Below are 14,498 nucleotides of genomic sequence, written 5' to 3'. Positions count from 1 at the left end.
TTCGTTCGAGAGACGGCCGGGGAGGAGCGCCACGATGACCGTTGTCGACGACCGGATCACGGACGACGGGACCGACGACAGGATCGAGATGGCCGAGCACAGGAACAGCGAGCACACGCTCGACGCACTGTTCAAGTGGCTGGAGAAGACCGCCCCCGACGGTTACCGGATCGACATTGTCGAGGGGGGCATCTTCATGACGCCGCAACGGAGCATCCACTGGGACATCATTGCGGACATCTTCGAACAATTGAGGACGAAGTTCCCCCGGAAACGAATCCTCTCCGACGTCCGGATCGACTACCCCGGCCACCTCAACGGCTTCTGCTCCGACATCACGCTGGTGTCCGAGGCGTCGGTCGAGCACGGCGCGCGGCGCTTCGTCCACAACGACGTCGAGTTCGTCGCCGAGGTCGTCTCGAAGGGCACCGGCCACAACGACTACCACCCCAAGCGGATCGCGTACGCGACGGCCGAGATCCCGGTCTACCTGATCGCCGACCCGTATCAGGGCAAGTGCCACGTCTACACCCAGCCCAAGAAAGGCGACTACGTCAGCGAGCTCAGGGTGCCCTTCGGCAACGACCTCGACCTCACGGGCACAGTCCTCGGCCTCACCATCTCGACGGACGAATTCCCCCGGGAGTGACCGGCGCCCCTACCCTCGGTCCATGACCACCACCCCCCAGTCCGTCGACCGTGCGCTCGCGATCCTGGATGCCGTGGCCGACGCGCCGGGGCCGGTCGGGGCGAAGGCGATCGCCCGGCGGGTGGGGTGTTCCCTGTCGACCGTCTATCACCTGCTCGGGCCGCTCACCGCGCGCGGGCATCTCACACGGACGCCCCAGGGGTACGCGCCCGGACCGCGGGTGCCCGCCCTGCACCGGTCCTTCCAGCGGCATCTGCGGCCCGCCCCGGGCGTCGGCGAGCTCCTGCCGCGGCTGCGCCGGGCCACCGGGGCCCAGGCCTACTACACGGCGTACCGCGGCGGCCTGATCACCGTGGTCGACAGCACCGCCCCCGTCACCGACACCGCCGACCCCTTCAGCCCCGGCCCCGAGCTCCGCGCCCACGCCACCGCCCACGGCAAGGCGCTGCTCGCCGGGCTCCCCCGGCCGGTGCGGCGCCGCTACCTCGCCGATCACGGCATGGCCAGGTTCACCGACCGTACGATCACCGCCGCCGACCGTTTCGAGGCCGAGCTGACCCGGGTGCGGGGACAGGGCTTCGCGGTGTCGATCGGCGAGGCGGACCCGGCCTACACGTGCCTCGCGGTGGCCCTGCCGGGACCGCGCGCGGACGGCACGGTCCATGCCCTGTCGGTGTCGCTGGAGACCGCCGAGTTCCGCGGACGGCACGGCGCGATCCGGTCGGCGGTGACCCGGGCGGCGACGGAGCTGGCGGCCACGGTCTGAGCGGTTTCGGGCCGGGCTCCTGTTCCGACCCCTCGGAATCCGGGAGCCTGAGTGGTCCCGGGCCCCCCGTTCCGACCCCCTCGGAATCCGGGCCACCCCCGCTTGCAGCGCTCCCACCCCGCCCGCACCGTAGGGGGCATGATCTTCATCGCTGTCAGGTTCACCGTCCGTCCCGAGCATGCCGACGACTGGCTGGCCATCGTGGACGATTTCACCCGGGCCACCCGCGCCGAGCCGGGCAACCTCTTCTACGACTGGTCGCGCAGCGTGGACGACCCCACCCGGTACACCCTCCTCGAAGCCTTCGCCGACTCGGCCGCGGGCGCGGCGCACGTCGACTCCGACCACTTCCGGGCGGGCATGGCGGCGATGGCCGGCGCCATCGCCAGCACCCCGGAAATCATCAACGTCGAGGTGCCGGGCGGGGGTTGGAGCCGGATGGCCGAGCTCCAGCCGCGCGACTGAGCACCACGCGGGAAGTGCCGTTCGCGGGCGGCGGCCCGACGGGGGCCCACCCCGTCAGGGCCAGGTACCGTACCGGGCTTCCACAAGTCCGCTCAGCCGGGCCAGACGATCGACTGGAGTTCGCTGTACGCGTGCAGCGCGTACGAGCCGACGTCGCGTCCCACCCCGCTCTTCTTGAAGCCGCCGAACGGCGCCTCCATGTTGCGGCCGACGGTGTTGACGCCGACCCCGCCCGCGCGCAGCCGGCGGGCGACCCGGAAGGCCCGTGCCACGTCGCCGGACCAGACGTAGTCGATCAGCCCGTACTCGCTGTCGTTGGCCAGCGCGACGCCCTCCTCCTCGTCATCGAAGGGGACGACCACCACGACCGGGCCGAAGATCTCCTCGCGCACCACCCGCATGTCGTTGGTGCACTCGGCGAGGAGGGTCGGGGCGACGTAGAACCCCCGCGAGAACGCCGGGCGTTGGCCACCGGCCACGACCTGGGCGCCCTCTTTTCGTCCCAGCTCGACGTACGCCTCGATGCGGTCGCGGTGCGCGGCGGAGATCACCGGCCCCACCACCGTGCCCCGCGCCGCCGGGTCCCCCACCTTCATGAAGCCGAGGTACCCGGTGAGCTTGTCGATCAGCTGGTCGTGCACGGCGCGCTGCACCAGGACGCGAGTCGGCGCGGTGCAGATCTGCCCGCTGTAGAAGGCGAACGTCGTGCCGATGCCCAGCGTCGCCGAGTCGAGGTCGGCGTCGTCGAAGACGAGTGCCGCGCCCTTGCCGCCCAGCTCCATCAGCTGCCGCTTCATGTGCCGCCCGCACACCTCGGCGATCCGCTGCCCCACGGCGGTACTGCCGGTGAAGCTCACCATGTCGACGTCCGGCGAGTCGACGGCCGCCTCCCCGACGGCGGGCGCCGACCCGCTGACGACGTTCACGACCCCGCCCGGCACCCCGGCCTCCTCCAGGGCCTCGGCCATCCTGAAAACGGACAGCGGATCCTGCGGGGCGGGTTTGACCACGACCGTGTTCCCCATGGCGAGCGCGGGCGCGACCTTGCCCGCCGGGTTGGCCCAGGGGTTGTTGTACGAGGTGATGCAGGTGACCACCCCCACCGGCTGCCGCACCGCCAGCGCCCCGAAGACACCGGCCTTCCCCATCGGCCCCGCCTCGTTGATCTGGGGCGCGACGGCCTGCTCCACCGGCTCCAGGGCGCCCTTGGCGTACCTCCGGAACCGCGAGATGCCGACCGCGACCTGCATGTCGCGCGCGGTGGCGGTGGTGGCGCCGGTCTCGGCGCGGGCGAGGTCGGCGTTCGGGGCGAAGTCGCGCTGCATGAGGTCGGCGGCCCGGTCGAGGATGGTGGCCCGCTCCTCGGGACGCGTACGGGACCAGCGCCCGAAGGCTTCCCGGGCGGCCGCGGCGGCCTGGTACACCTGCTCACGACTGGCCTCGGGCGCGTGCCCGACCACGCCCTCGGTGGCGGGATCGAGCACGGGATAGTGCCCGCCGTCGGGCTCGACCCACGACCCGCCGATGAACAACTTCCTTTCTTCGTCGCTCACTTGGTGCTCACCGTCCTGGTGTCGCGCCCGGAGCGGAGCACCGTGCCGGGCACGGCCCCCGTCACCCGGTCGTCGCGGATCGTCTCGACGCCGTTGACCCGGACCGAGACGATCCCGAGGGCCTTGGAGTCGAGCCGGGGACTGTCGCCGGGCAGGTCGTGGACGAGGGTGGCGGGCCCGGCCTCGATGCGCGCGGGGTCGAAGAGGACGAGGTCCGCGTGCCACCCCGCCTCGACGCGCCCCCGCTCCCTGAGCCCGAACAGCCGGGCGGGGTCGTCGGTGAGCATCTTCACGGCCCGCTCCAGCGGAACGAGCTTGCGGCCGCGCAGGCAGTCGCCGAGGAACCGCGTGGTGTACGGGGCCCCGCACATCCGGTCCAGGTGCGCCCCCGCGTCGGACCCGCCGAGCAGCACGTCCTCGTGCTCCCACGTCTCACGCCGCAGCGCCCAGGTGGCGGGGTCGTTGTCGGTGGGCATGGGCCAAAGGACCGTACGGAGTTGGTCGTTGGCGCAGATCTCGACCAGGCAGTGGAAGGGGTCGAGCCCCCGTTCGGTGGCGATGTCGCCCACGACCCGGCCGGACAGGCCCGCGTTCTCGGGGCTGTACGTATCGCCGATGACGTACCGTCCGAAGTTGGCGAGCCGGCGGAAGATCCCGGCTTCCTTGCTGCCGGCCCGGCGCAGCATCTCGGCCCGTACGGCGGGGTCCCGCAACTTGGCGATGCGTTCGGCCACGGGCAGGGCGAGTATCTCCCCCCACCCCGGGATGAGGTTGAGCGCGCAGAAGGTGCCGAGCGACATGTTCATGGGAGTGAGGATCGGCATCGTGAGGGCGACGATCCGGCCACCGGCCTTGCGGGCGCGCTCACTGGGGACGAGCTGGCGCGGTACGCGCTCGGGTACGGCGGCGTCGATGGTGAGGACGTTCCAGTTGAGCGGCCGCCCCGCCGCGGCGCTCATCTCGACGAGCAGGTCGATCTCCTCGTCCCCGAACTGATCCAGACACCCGGCGACGATGGCTTCGAGCTGGGTGCCCTCGTGCTCGCCGACCGCCCGGCTGAGCGCGAGCAGTTCGGCGGGCCGGGCGTGCCGGGAGGCTACGGGTTTCCCGTCCCCGTCCGAATGGGTGGAGGACTGGGTGGTGGAGAGCCCCCAGGCCCCGGCGTCCATGGCGTCGTGGAGGAGGGCGAGCATGGCGTCGAGCTGTGCGGGGGTGGGCTGCCCGCCGACGGCGTCCGGCCCCATGACGTGCCGCCGCAGCGCGCAGTGCCCGACCATGAACCCGGCGTTGACGGCAATGCGCCCGTCGAGAGCGGACAGGTACTCACCGAAGGATGACCATCCCCAACTGACGCCCTCCTCAAGGGCTTTGAGGGACATGCCCTCGACCTTGGACATCATGCGGCGGGTGTAGTCGGCGTCCTCGGGACGGGCCGGGTTGAGTGGGGCGAGGGTGAATCCGCAGTTGCCGCCGGCGACGGTGGTGACGCCGTGGTTCATGGAGGGCGTGGCGTACGGGTCCCAGAAGAGCTGGGCGTCGTAGTGGGTGTGCGGGTCGACGAAGCCGGGGGCGAGGACGAGTCCGGTGGCGTCCTCGCGGGTGCGGGTGTCCTCGGTGACGGTGCCGGGTTCGGCGACCAGGGCGATCCGGCCGCCCCGGATCCCGACATCGGCAAGCCGGCCCGGCTCACCGGTCCCGTCCACGAGGGTGGCCCCGGCGATGAGATGGTCGAGCATGGCGGTCCCTTTCCTGTCCTGGTTGGCGGATGCGCCCCTGTCCCGGTACGCGGGTGTGCCCCGGCCCGGCCGTTCCGGTACGCGGGTGTGCCCCGGCCCGGCCGTTCCGGTACGCGGGTGTGCCCCGGCCGGGGGCCGCCGCGATGGCCTCCGGCCGGGGCCGGTGACGGGGCGGCGGTCCGGGAAGACACCGCCCCGCGTCTCTTCGGGGGTTTGCCCACCCGCCCACCCGTCGCTCGGCATGGAAGGTGCTGGGCCTTCCGGGGCTGCCGCCCCAGACCCCGCGAGGGGCTACGAGTGCGTCCGCGGGCCGCGCGTGGCTGAGCGCGCAGTTCCCCGCGCCCCTGACAACACAGCCCCGCCCGGCGCTCCACCCCCAGCCCGCCATGCGCCCCCGGCCCTCAAGGCGGGGGAGGTGCCAACCCCCAAAAGGGGCGCGAGGAACTGCGCGACCAGCCACAAACGACCCGCACCCGGCAAACAACCCTCCCCCGAAGGCTCAAGGGGCGAAGCCCCAAAAGGGGCGCGAGGAACTGCGCGACCAGCCACGGACAGCCCGCACCCGGCGAACAACCCCCCGCCGGGGTTCGAGGGGCGGAGCCCCAAGAGGGAGGCGGGGGTGCTCGGCGGTCAGCCCCCCGACGCCGCCCGGAAGCGGGACGTACGGTGAACCGGATCCGTATCGATCCGCGGAATCACATGCTCCCCGATCAGCCGAATCGACCGCATCGTCTCCTCGAACGGCACCCCGATCGGCAGCCCGAACGACAACTGGTCTGCCCCCGCCGCCTCCCACCGCTTGCACTGCGCGGTGACCTCGTCCGGATCCCCGCAGATCATCAGCTCCTCCGCGATCAGCAGCTCGATGATCTCCGCGTTGTACTCGGGCAGGGTCTCGGGCCACTCCGGAATCCCCTCCGGTCGCGGGAACGTGTCGTGGTAGCGGAACACGAGCGACTGGAGCCGGTTGAGCCCACCGTTCACGGCGATTTGGACCGCCTCGTCATGCGTGGGCGCACAGATGGCGGTCGACGTGACCATCACGTTGTCGTTGACGAAGTCGCCCACCGGCTCCGCCTCCTGGACGGCCGTCTTGTACTGCTCCAGGACCCACTCCATGTCGGAGACCTTCTGCACGGAGAAGCCGAGCACCCCGAGCCCCTTCTTCGCCGCCATCGCGTACGAGGACGGCGACCCGGCGGCGTACCACATGGCCGGGTGGGACTTCCCGTACGGCTTGGGGAAGATCTTCCGCGGCGGAAGCGACCAGTGCTTGCCCTGGAAGCCCGGGTACTCCTCCTGGAGCCACATCTTGGGGAACTCCGCGATGGTCTCCTCCCAGATCTCCTTGGTGTAGTTCATGTCCGTCACACCAGGTATGAACCCGAGGATTTCATGGGACCCCGCCCCCCGCCCGGACCCGAACTCGAAGCGGCCCTCGGACAGGTGGTCCAGCATCGCCACCTTCTCCGCGACCTTCACGGGGTGGTTGACCTGGGCCAGCGGATTGAAGATGCCCGAGCCGAGGTGGATGCGCTCGGTGGCGTGGGCGAGGTAGCCGAGGAAGACCTCGTTGGCCGACAGGTGCGAGTACTCCTCCAGGAAGTGGTGCTCGGAGGCCCAGGCGTACTTGAAGCCGGACTTGTCGGCCTGGATGACGTACTGGGTCTCCTCCATCAGCGCCTTGTGCTCCGCCTCGGGGTCGACCGCGGACCGTGCGGCGGGCACGTATCCCTGCACAAAGAGTCCGAATTCCAAGGGACTTCTCCTTCGCGTCCTTCACGGGAGTCACAGGGGTCACGGGGTCATGGCGTCACGGGGATCGTGAGGCTCGTGCGAATCGCGAGCCGCCGAAAACCACGGGCTCCCATTTCTGACGACCCGTCAGTTTGTGATGCGTCGACTGTTCCACCGGCCGGGGGGACCGTCAATACCCGACGAACCCATACCTGACAGGCAGTCAGAACAACGCCACCCCCGCCAGCCACCCCCCGTCGATCACGAAGGGCTGGCCGGTGATGTACGAGGAGTCCTCGGCGGACAGGAACAGCGCGAGCGCCGCCACCTCCTCGGGCCTGCCGACCCGGCCCAGCGGCACGAGCTTCTGGTAGAGCGCGTCCAGAGCCGCCGAGGTCTCGGCGGGGTCGGCGGTCGGGTCGAGCTGGGCCGGGTTGGACATCGGGGTGTCGATGGCCCCCGGGCACACCGCGTTGACCCGGATCTTCAGGTGCGCGAGTTCCAGTGAGGCGACCCGGGTGAGCCCGAGGATCGCGTGCTTGGTGGCCGCGTACGTCCCCACCGCGCTCATGCCGGTCATCGCCGTGTACGAGGCGGTGTTGACGATGGTGCCGCCGCCCGCCGCGCCGATCTCGGGCGCCACCGTCTTGATGCCGAGGAAGCAGCCGACCTGGTTGACCTGGACGACCTGCATGAACTCGTCCAACGGGGTGTCGACGAGCGCGTTGAAACGAAGGATCCCCGCGTTGTTGACCAGTCCGTCGATCTTCCCGAAGGCATCCTTGGCGGCCCCGACCCCAGCCACCCACTCCTCCTCCCGGCTCACGTCCAGGTGCACGAAGCGGGCGGCGTCCTGCCCCAACTCCTTCGCCAGGGCCTCCCCTTGTTCATCGAGCACGTCCGCTATGACGACCTGTGCGCCTTCGGCCACGAACAGCCGTGCCTCCTGCTCGCCCTGCCCACGCGCCCCGCCGGTGATGAGGACGACCCGCCCGTCGAGCTTGCCCATGCTGGACTCCTAGTCGTTGAGGTACGGGCCGACATCGGCCCCGAACGCGGCCATCTGGTCGATGAGTTCGTCGCGCCCCCGGGAGCGGAACCGCACCTGGATCTGGTCGACGCCCATCGCGCCGTACGCGCGCAGCGACTCGGCGAGGGCCTCGGGCTTGCCGGTGAGGGTGCGGCGGCCGGTCTCCCAGCCGGGCTCACCGACGTACAGCGCCTCGGTGATCGCGCCGATCACGATGGGCTCCGCCACCCCGGCCTCCTCGCGGAGCGCCCTCACCCTGGCTATCTGGGCCGGGAGCCGGTCCCTCGGGTCGCCCTGCGGCAGCCAGCCGTCGCCACGCAGCGCGGCCCTGCGGACTGCGGCGGGCGAGGACCCGCCCACCCAGAGCGGGACGCGCTGCTGCGCCGGCCGGGGCCGCTGGCCGAGCCCGCTGAAGGAGAACCGCTCGCCCTGGAACTCGGGGTACTCCTCGGCCCCCAGCGCGGCCCGCAGCGCGTCGACCGTCTCGTCCAGGACCGGCCCGCGCCCCGCGAAGTCCGCCCCGACCGCCTCGAACTCCTCCTGTACGTGACCGGCGCCCACCCCCAGGATCAGCCGCCCGCCGCTGAGGTGGTCCAAGGTCGCGTACTGCTTGGCGGTGATCAGGGGGTGGCGCAGACCGACGACCGCGACATGACTCATCAGCCGCACGCGTTCGGTGATCCCCGCCAGGAAGGCGAGGGTCGCGACCGGGTCGTACCAGACCGTGCCCATGGGTCCGGCGAGGCGGCGCGGGATCGCGATGTGTTCGCAGCACGCGATGTAGGCGAACCCGCCCCGGTCGGCGGCCCGCGCGATCTCGGCCAGGTCCCCGGGCCCCGCCGCAGCCTCCCAGCCCTCCGCGTAGATGGTGCTCTGAGACTGCACGGGAAGCTGCATCCCGTACACCAGTCGCCCGTCCGGCAGTATCCGCACCATGCGCCCGCCTCACCCTGATCTGACGATCCGTCACCAACGGTTGGCGGACCCATCGTCGTAGCTGACGTATCGTCAGGCAAGGGGTGCGCGGCGGGCGTTCCGGCCTGACTAATGACACCGGGGCAAGCCGACCTCAACAGCGGCGCGCGGTTCGGCGGCTGGGACACGCGTCACCGCCCAGGGGTCCGGCGGTCCGGCGCTTCGGCGGCCGGGACGAATGTCACCGTCCGCTCACCACACCCCTCCCTGCCGACCGGCCCTCGGCCCTGGCAGCCTGGGGCCATGACCCTCCACATGGTGATCCTCTACTGCTGCGCGGCAGCCGTCGTGGTGCCCGGCACAAAGATCATCCAGGCTGAGGCCGGCGGCCGCCGCGTCAGCCCCGTCGAACTGCTGCGCATCCTGTGGCGGCGCCCGGTGCCGTGGGCCGCGGTAGCGGTGATCGCCGCGATGGCCGCGATGGCCGTCGTGCAGACCGTGGCCCCCTCCGTCATGGATCACCTCCAGCGCGAGCCCGGCGCACCCTGGTGGCGGGCGGTGACCGCACTCCTTGTGCAGACCTCCGGCTGGCCCCAACTGACCTTCAACCTGGCGGCGGCGGTGGTCGTCGCCCCGGTCGCCCAGCGGCTGCTCGGGCCGGTCCTGATGCCGCTGGTGTTCCTGGTGAGCGGGGTCGCGGCCCAGGCGGTGAGCATGGCGGGCTGGAGCGTGACCGGCGGCGGCGACTCGGTGGCCCTGTGCGGCCTGGTCGGCGCGCTCGCCGTCGCACGGACGCTGCGCGCCGCGACGCCCGCCGCCCGGCTCCTGCCCCTCCTCGTCCCGGTCGCCGGGCTCATCCTGTGCGCGCTGAGCAACAACCACGGCGTGGGCGTCCTGACCGGCTGCGTGATCGGCGCGGTTGCCGTGCTGGTCGTCCCCGGGCACCAACCCCGCCCGTGGGAAAGCCGGGCGGCGGGCTAGCGCCCCGGCCACAGCCCCTCGCCCGTGAGTCCCAGCAGCCCGATCGCGTTGCCCCGGACGATCCGGTCCACCACGTCCGGCGCCAGATGCCCCATCTGCGCCTCGCCGACCTCCTTGGACTTGGGCCAGGTGGAGTCGGAGTGCGGGTAGTCGGTCTCGTACAGGACGTTCCCCGCCCCGATGGCGTCCAGGTTGCGCAGCCCGAACGCGTCGTCGAAGAAGCAGCCGAAGACGTGCTCCGCGAAGAGTTCGGACGGCGGGCGGTGGACCTTGTCGGCGACGCCGCCCCAGCCGCGGTTCTCCTCCCAGACCACGTCCGCGCGTTCCAGGACGTACGGGATCCAGCCGATCTGGCCCTCGGCGTACATGATCCTCAGGTTGGGGAAGCGCTCGAACTTGCCGCTCATCAGCCAATCGACCATCGAGAAGCAGCAGTTGGCGAAGGTGATGGTGGAGCCGACGGCGGGCGGTGCGTCGGCGGACGTCGAGGGCATCTTCGAGGACGACCCGATGTGCATCGCCACCACCGTGCCGGTCTCGTCGCAGGCGGCGAGGAAGGGATCCCAGTAGTCCGTGTGGATGGAGGGCAGGCCGAGGTGCGGGGGTATCTCCGAGAAGGCCACCGCGCGCACCCCGCGCGCCGCGTTGCGGCGCACCTCGGCGGCCGCGAGCTCGGCGTCCCACAACGGGATGAGGGTGAGCGGGATGAGCCGGCCGTGCGCCTCGGGGCCGCACCACTCCTCCACCATCCAGTCGTTGTACGCCCGCACCGAGAGCAGCCCCAGTTCGCGGTCCTTGGCCTCGGTGAAGGTCTGGCCGCAAAAACGCGGGAAGGTCGGGAAGCACAGGGCGGACTGGACGTGGTTGACGTCCATGTCGGCGAGCCGTTCGGGCACGCTGAACGAGCCCTTGCGCATCTGCTCGTAGGTGATGACTTCGAGCTTGATCTCGTCCCGGTCGTAGCCGACGGCGGTGTCGAGCCGGGTGAGGGGTCGGTGCAGATCTTCGTACACCCACCAGTCACCGATCGGTCCGTCGTCGCCCCGCGCGCCCATGATCGGAGCGAACTTCCCGCCCAGGAAGGTCATTTCCTTCAGGGGGGCCCGCACGACGCGCGGTCCGGTGTCGCGGAACCTGGACGGGAGCCGGTCCCGCCAGACGTTGGGGGGCTCAACCGTGTGGTCGTCCACCGAGATGATCTTCGGGAAGGTCTCCATGCCGTCCACGGTAGACCGAATCTGACGATCCGTCAGCTAGTCGCGGACCAGTTCTCGGCCCGCTGTTGGCGGCAAACCGGCCGGTCGGTGCCTACCGGCTCGCCCCGCCGGCGCTTGCGTTAGGTGTGAAGTGCATGTGTCGAGGCCTTGTGCAGAGCGTCACCCGCTGCTGACGCGACCCCTCCGGACAGGGCAGACTGGCGGGGGCACACCAGGAGTACGGGGGTACAGGGGGCAGCTATGGACCGTGACGGCGGGCCGCGCGTACCGGAGCAGCGCGCTCCGCAACCGACGCCGCAGCGCGCGACGGAGCACCTCGCCCAGGAGGCGGCCGAGCACGACCCCCAGGCACCGGGGGCCGGGCTCCGCTTCGGCGTACTCGGACCCGTTCGGGCCTGGCGGGGCGGTCAGGCCCTGCCGTCCGGTTCCCCGCAGCAGCGCGCCCTGCTCGCAGCACTGTTGCTGCGCGACGGCCGCACCGCCACGGCGGGCGAACTCATCGACGCCATCTGGGGCGAGGAACCGCCCTCGCAGGCGCTGGCCGCACTGCGCACCTACGCCTCCCGGCTGCGCAAGGTCCTCGGCCCGGGGGTCCTGGCCAGCGAGTCCGGCGGCTACGCGATCCGCGCCACGGCCGCCACCCTCGACCTGACCGGTGCCCAGGAGCTGGCCACCGGCGCCGAGAAGGCGCGGGCCGGCGGCGACCAGGGCCGGGCCCGCGACCTGCTCAACAGTGCGCTCGCCCACTGGGACGGCGAACCGCTCGCCAACGTGCCGGGCCCGTACGCCGACACCCAGCGCACCCGCCTCGCCGAATGGCGCCTCCAGCTCACCGAGGCGCGCCTGGACATGGACCTGGAGGCGGGCTGCCACGCGGAGGCCGTCTCCGAGCTGACCGCGCTGACCGCCGCCCACCCGCTGCGCGAACGCCTTCGTGAACTGCTGATGCTGGCGCTGTACCGCAGCGGACGCCAGGCCGAGGCGCTCGCGGTGTACGCGGACACCCGGCGGCTGCTCTCCGACGAGCTCGGCGTCGACCCGCGGCCCGAACTCGCCCGTCTCCAGCAGCGCATCCTCCAGGCCGACGAGGATCTGGCCCGGCCGCCCGCGGAGACCGCGGCGACCTTCACGGCACCGGTCCGCCCGGCGCAACTGCCCGCATCCGTACCGGACTTCACGGGCCGCGCCTCCTTCGTGCGGGAGCTGACCTCGCGGCTGGCCCAGGCCGAGACGACCGTGATGGCGGTCTCCGCGCTGGCCGGCATCGGAGGCGTCGGCAAGACCACCCTCGCGGTGCACGTGGCCCACGCGGCCCGCCCGCACTTCCCGGACGGCCAGCTGTACGTCGACCTCCAGGGCGCGGGCGCGCGGGCCGCCGAGGCCGAGACGGTGCTCGGCGCCTTCCTGCGCGCCCTCGGCACCGCGGACTCGGCGATCCCCGACTCGATGGAGGAGCGCGCGGCCCTGTTCCGTTCGACCCTCGACGGCCGCCGGGTGCTCGTACTGCTCGACAACGCCCGCGACGCCGCCCAGATCCGGCCGCTGCTGCCGGGCACCGCGGGCTGCGCGGCGCTCGTCACCAGCCGGATCCGGATGGTCGACCTGGTCGGCGCGCACCTGGTCGACCTGGACGTGATGTCTCCCGACGAGGCGCTCCAGCTGTTCACCAGGATCGTCGGCGAGGAGCGGGTGGGCGCCGAACGCGAGGCGGCCCTCGACGTGGTGGCCGCCTGCGGCTTCCTCCCGCTCGCCATCCGCATCGCCGCCTCCCGCCTCGCCTCGCGCCGCACCTGGACGGTGTCGGTGCTCGCGGCGAAGCTCGCCGACGAGCGCCGCCGCCTGGACGAGCTCCAGGCCGGCGACCTCGCGGTGAAGGCCACCTTCGAGCTCGGCTACGGCCAGCTGGAGCCCGCCCAGGCCCGCGCCTTCCGCCTGCTCGGCCTGCCCGACGGCCCCGACATCTCGCTGGCCGCCGCGGCCGCCGTCCTCGACCTCCCGCTCCAGGAGACCGAGGACCTCCTGGAGTCCCTGGTGGACACCTCCCTGCTCGAATCCGCGGCGCCGGGCCGCTACCGCTACCACGACCTGGTGCGGCTCTACGCGCGTTCTTGCGCCGAGCGCGACGAACAGCCGCCGGTGGAGCGGGAGTTGGCGATGTCCCGGCTCCTCGACTTCTATCTGGCGACGGCGGCGCGGGTGTACGCCCTGGAGCGTCCCGGGGACCGTCTGGTGGACCATCTGGAGCCGACCGGGCGCGAGGGGCTGCCGTTCGCCGACCGCCATGCCGCGCAGGACTGGCTGTACGCGGAGGCCATCCCGCTGCTCGCGTGCGTACGCCAGGTCGCGGACCGCCCGGAGTCGCTGCGCCGGGCCGCCGACCTGCTGTGGACCGCCCTCGACCTCGCCGAGTCGGGCACCAACTCCAAGGAGTACGTGGCCACCGGCTCGGCGCTCCAGGTGTCCGCCCGCGCCTGCGGGGACGTACGGGCGGAGGGGCGTGCCCTGACCGCGCTCGCCAACGCCCGGCACACCGCGGGCAGTTTCGACCAGGCGGACCGGGAGGCCGCCGAGGGAATGCGGCTGGCCGAGATCGCCGGGGACCCCGTTCCCGGCTGCTGGGCCCCCAACATTCGCGGGGTCATCGCCCTCTACCAGAACCGGTACGAGGAGGGTGAGAAGCACCTGACCACGGCGATCGAGAACTACTCCGGGAGCGACGACCGCCCCGGTGAGGCCAGCGCCCTGTGCAACCTGTCGCGCATCCACCTCGCCATGGGCCGTACGGCCAGCGCGGTTGCGCTCGCGAAGAGCGGGATCGCCATATACGACGGGCTCGGCAACTCGCTGCGGGGCGCCAACGCCCGCTACGCGCTGGGCCTGGCCCTAGCGAAGAACGGGCAGCACGCCGAGGCGGTGCTGCGGCTCCAGGAGGCCCTGGACGTCTTCCGGGACAGCCGCCAGCACCTGTGGGAGGGCATGGCGCTGTTCCGCCTCGCCGAGGTCGACGTCGCGGCCCGACGGCCCGCGCAGGCCGCGGCGAACGCGGAGATGGCGCTGACCCGGCTGCGCGGCATAGGCGGTGACTGGCGGCGCGGGAACGTCCTGACGGTCCTCGGACAGGCGCTGGCCGCCATAGGACAGACCGGCCGGGCGCAGGTCTGCTGGCGGGAGTCGCTGGAGCTGTTCGAGGGGCTGGGAGCGCCGGAGGCCGACGCCGTCCGAGCGCTGCTGGCCCCCGTGCGCGCCGCATAGGGGCTGGGACAGCACGTTCATCGTTCGTTTATCGCCACCCGGCATTCTCCTACTTAGTCGTTCCGTGGCGCCGGGGGGCAAGCGGGAGGGCGAACGGCCGCGGTACTACTCTGAGCGGCCCTGAGAGACCCGTCCGGAAGCCCACGGGGGAGCGGCCGGACGGGTCTCATCCATCACGACAGCACGGCCAACGGGAG

At 71.8% G+C, this 14,498-nt stretch carries 11 protein-coding genes; 5 read left to right on the top strand and 6 right to left on the bottom strand.

Annotated elements, in window-relative coordinates; genetic code table 11:
• The first annotated feature begins 34 nt into the window (after positions 1-34).
• The 3 genes from OG522_RS21690 (at position 35) to OG522_RS21680 (ending at position 1,880) form a co-directional block, all read left to right on the top strand.
• Positions 35-649, top strand: coding sequence for a Uma2 family endonuclease (locus tag OG522_RS21690; protein WP_329464656.1), 615 nt, complete (start codon positions 35-37; stop codon positions 647-649).
• A gap of 22 nt (positions 650-671) precedes the next feature.
• Positions 672-1,415: an IclR family transcriptional regulator gene (locus OG522_RS21685; RefSeq protein WP_329464655.1), complete on the top strand. Its 744-nt coding sequence runs from the start codon at positions 672-674 to the stop codon at positions 1,413-1,415.
• Between the two features lie 138 nt (positions 1,416-1,553).
• Positions 1,554-1,880, top strand: coding sequence for a putative quinol monooxygenase (locus OG522_RS21680; protein ID WP_329464654.1), 327 nt, complete (start codon positions 1,554-1,556; stop codon positions 1,878-1,880).
• Between the two features lie 92 nt (positions 1,881-1,972).
• Here the strand turns inward: OG522_RS21680 and OG522_RS21675 are convergent, their stop codons facing one another.
• The 5 genes from OG522_RS21675 to OG522_RS21655 form a co-directional block, all read right to left on the bottom strand.
• Complete coding sequence (locus OG522_RS21675) at positions 1,973-3,433, bottom strand: aldehyde dehydrogenase family protein (protein WP_329464653.1); 1,461 nt, start codon at positions 3,431-3,433, stop codon at positions 1,973-1,975.
• The gene (locus tag OG522_RS21670) at positions 3,430-5,169 is read right to left on the bottom strand and encodes an N-acyl-D-amino-acid deacylase family protein (RefSeq protein ID WP_329464652.1); all 1,740 of its coding nucleotides are present in this window, start codon (positions 5,167-5,169) and stop codon (positions 3,430-3,432) included. Before OG522_RS21670 ends, OG522_RS21675 begins: the two co-directional genes overlap by 4 nt.
• A gap of 630 nt (positions 5,170-5,799) precedes the next feature.
• On the bottom strand, positions 5,800-6,927 hold the full coding sequence (locus OG522_RS21665) for an LLM class flavin-dependent oxidoreductase (RefSeq protein WP_329464651.1): 1,128 nt from the start codon (positions 6,925-6,927) through the stop codon (positions 5,800-5,802).
• Between the two features lie 202 nt (positions 6,928-7,129).
• On the bottom strand, positions 7,130-7,915 hold the full coding sequence (locus OG522_RS21660) for an SDR family NAD(P)-dependent oxidoreductase (RefSeq protein WP_329464650.1): 786 nt from the start codon (positions 7,913-7,915) through the stop codon (positions 7,130-7,132).
• Between the two features lie 9 nt (positions 7,916-7,924).
• A complete protein-coding gene (locus tag OG522_RS21655; protein ID WP_329464649.1) occupies positions 7,925-8,872 on the bottom strand; it encodes an LLM class F420-dependent oxidoreductase in 948 nt (315 codons plus the stop codon).
• A 282-nt stretch (positions 8,873-9,154) separates the two neighbouring features.
• On the opposite strand from OG522_RS21655, the gene OG522_RS21650 reads away from it, so the two are divergent.
• Positions 9,155-9,832, top strand: coding sequence for a rhomboid family intramembrane serine protease (locus OG522_RS21650; protein WP_329464648.1), 678 nt, complete (start codon positions 9,155-9,157; stop codon positions 9,830-9,832).
• On the opposite strand, the gene OG522_RS21645 is transcribed toward OG522_RS21650, so the two are convergent.
• Positions 9,829-11,049, bottom strand: a complete 1,221-nt coding sequence (locus tag OG522_RS21645) for an amidohydrolase family protein (protein ID WP_329464647.1) — start codon at positions 11,047-11,049, stop codon at positions 9,829-9,831. The genes OG522_RS21650 and OG522_RS21645 overlap by 4 nt on opposite strands.
• Positions 11,050-11,289: 240 nt before the next feature.
• Here OG522_RS21645 and OG522_RS21640 point away from each other — a divergent pair, with 240 nt between their 5' ends.
• On the top strand, positions 11,290-14,301 hold the full coding sequence (locus OG522_RS21640; RefSeq protein WP_329464646.1) for an AfsR/SARP family transcriptional regulator: 3,012 nt from the start codon (positions 11,290-11,292) through the stop codon (positions 14,299-14,301).
• The last annotated feature ends 197 nt before the right edge of the window (positions 14,302-14,498 follow it).

It is taken from the genome of Streptomyces sp. NBC_01431, assembly GCF_036231355.1.
Classification (GTDB): domain Bacteria; phylum Actinomycetota; class Actinomycetes; order Streptomycetales; family Streptomycetaceae; genus Streptomyces.
The sequence above is the reverse complement of the archived record's forward strand: the minus strand, read 5'-3'. Positions and strand labels throughout refer to the sequence as shown.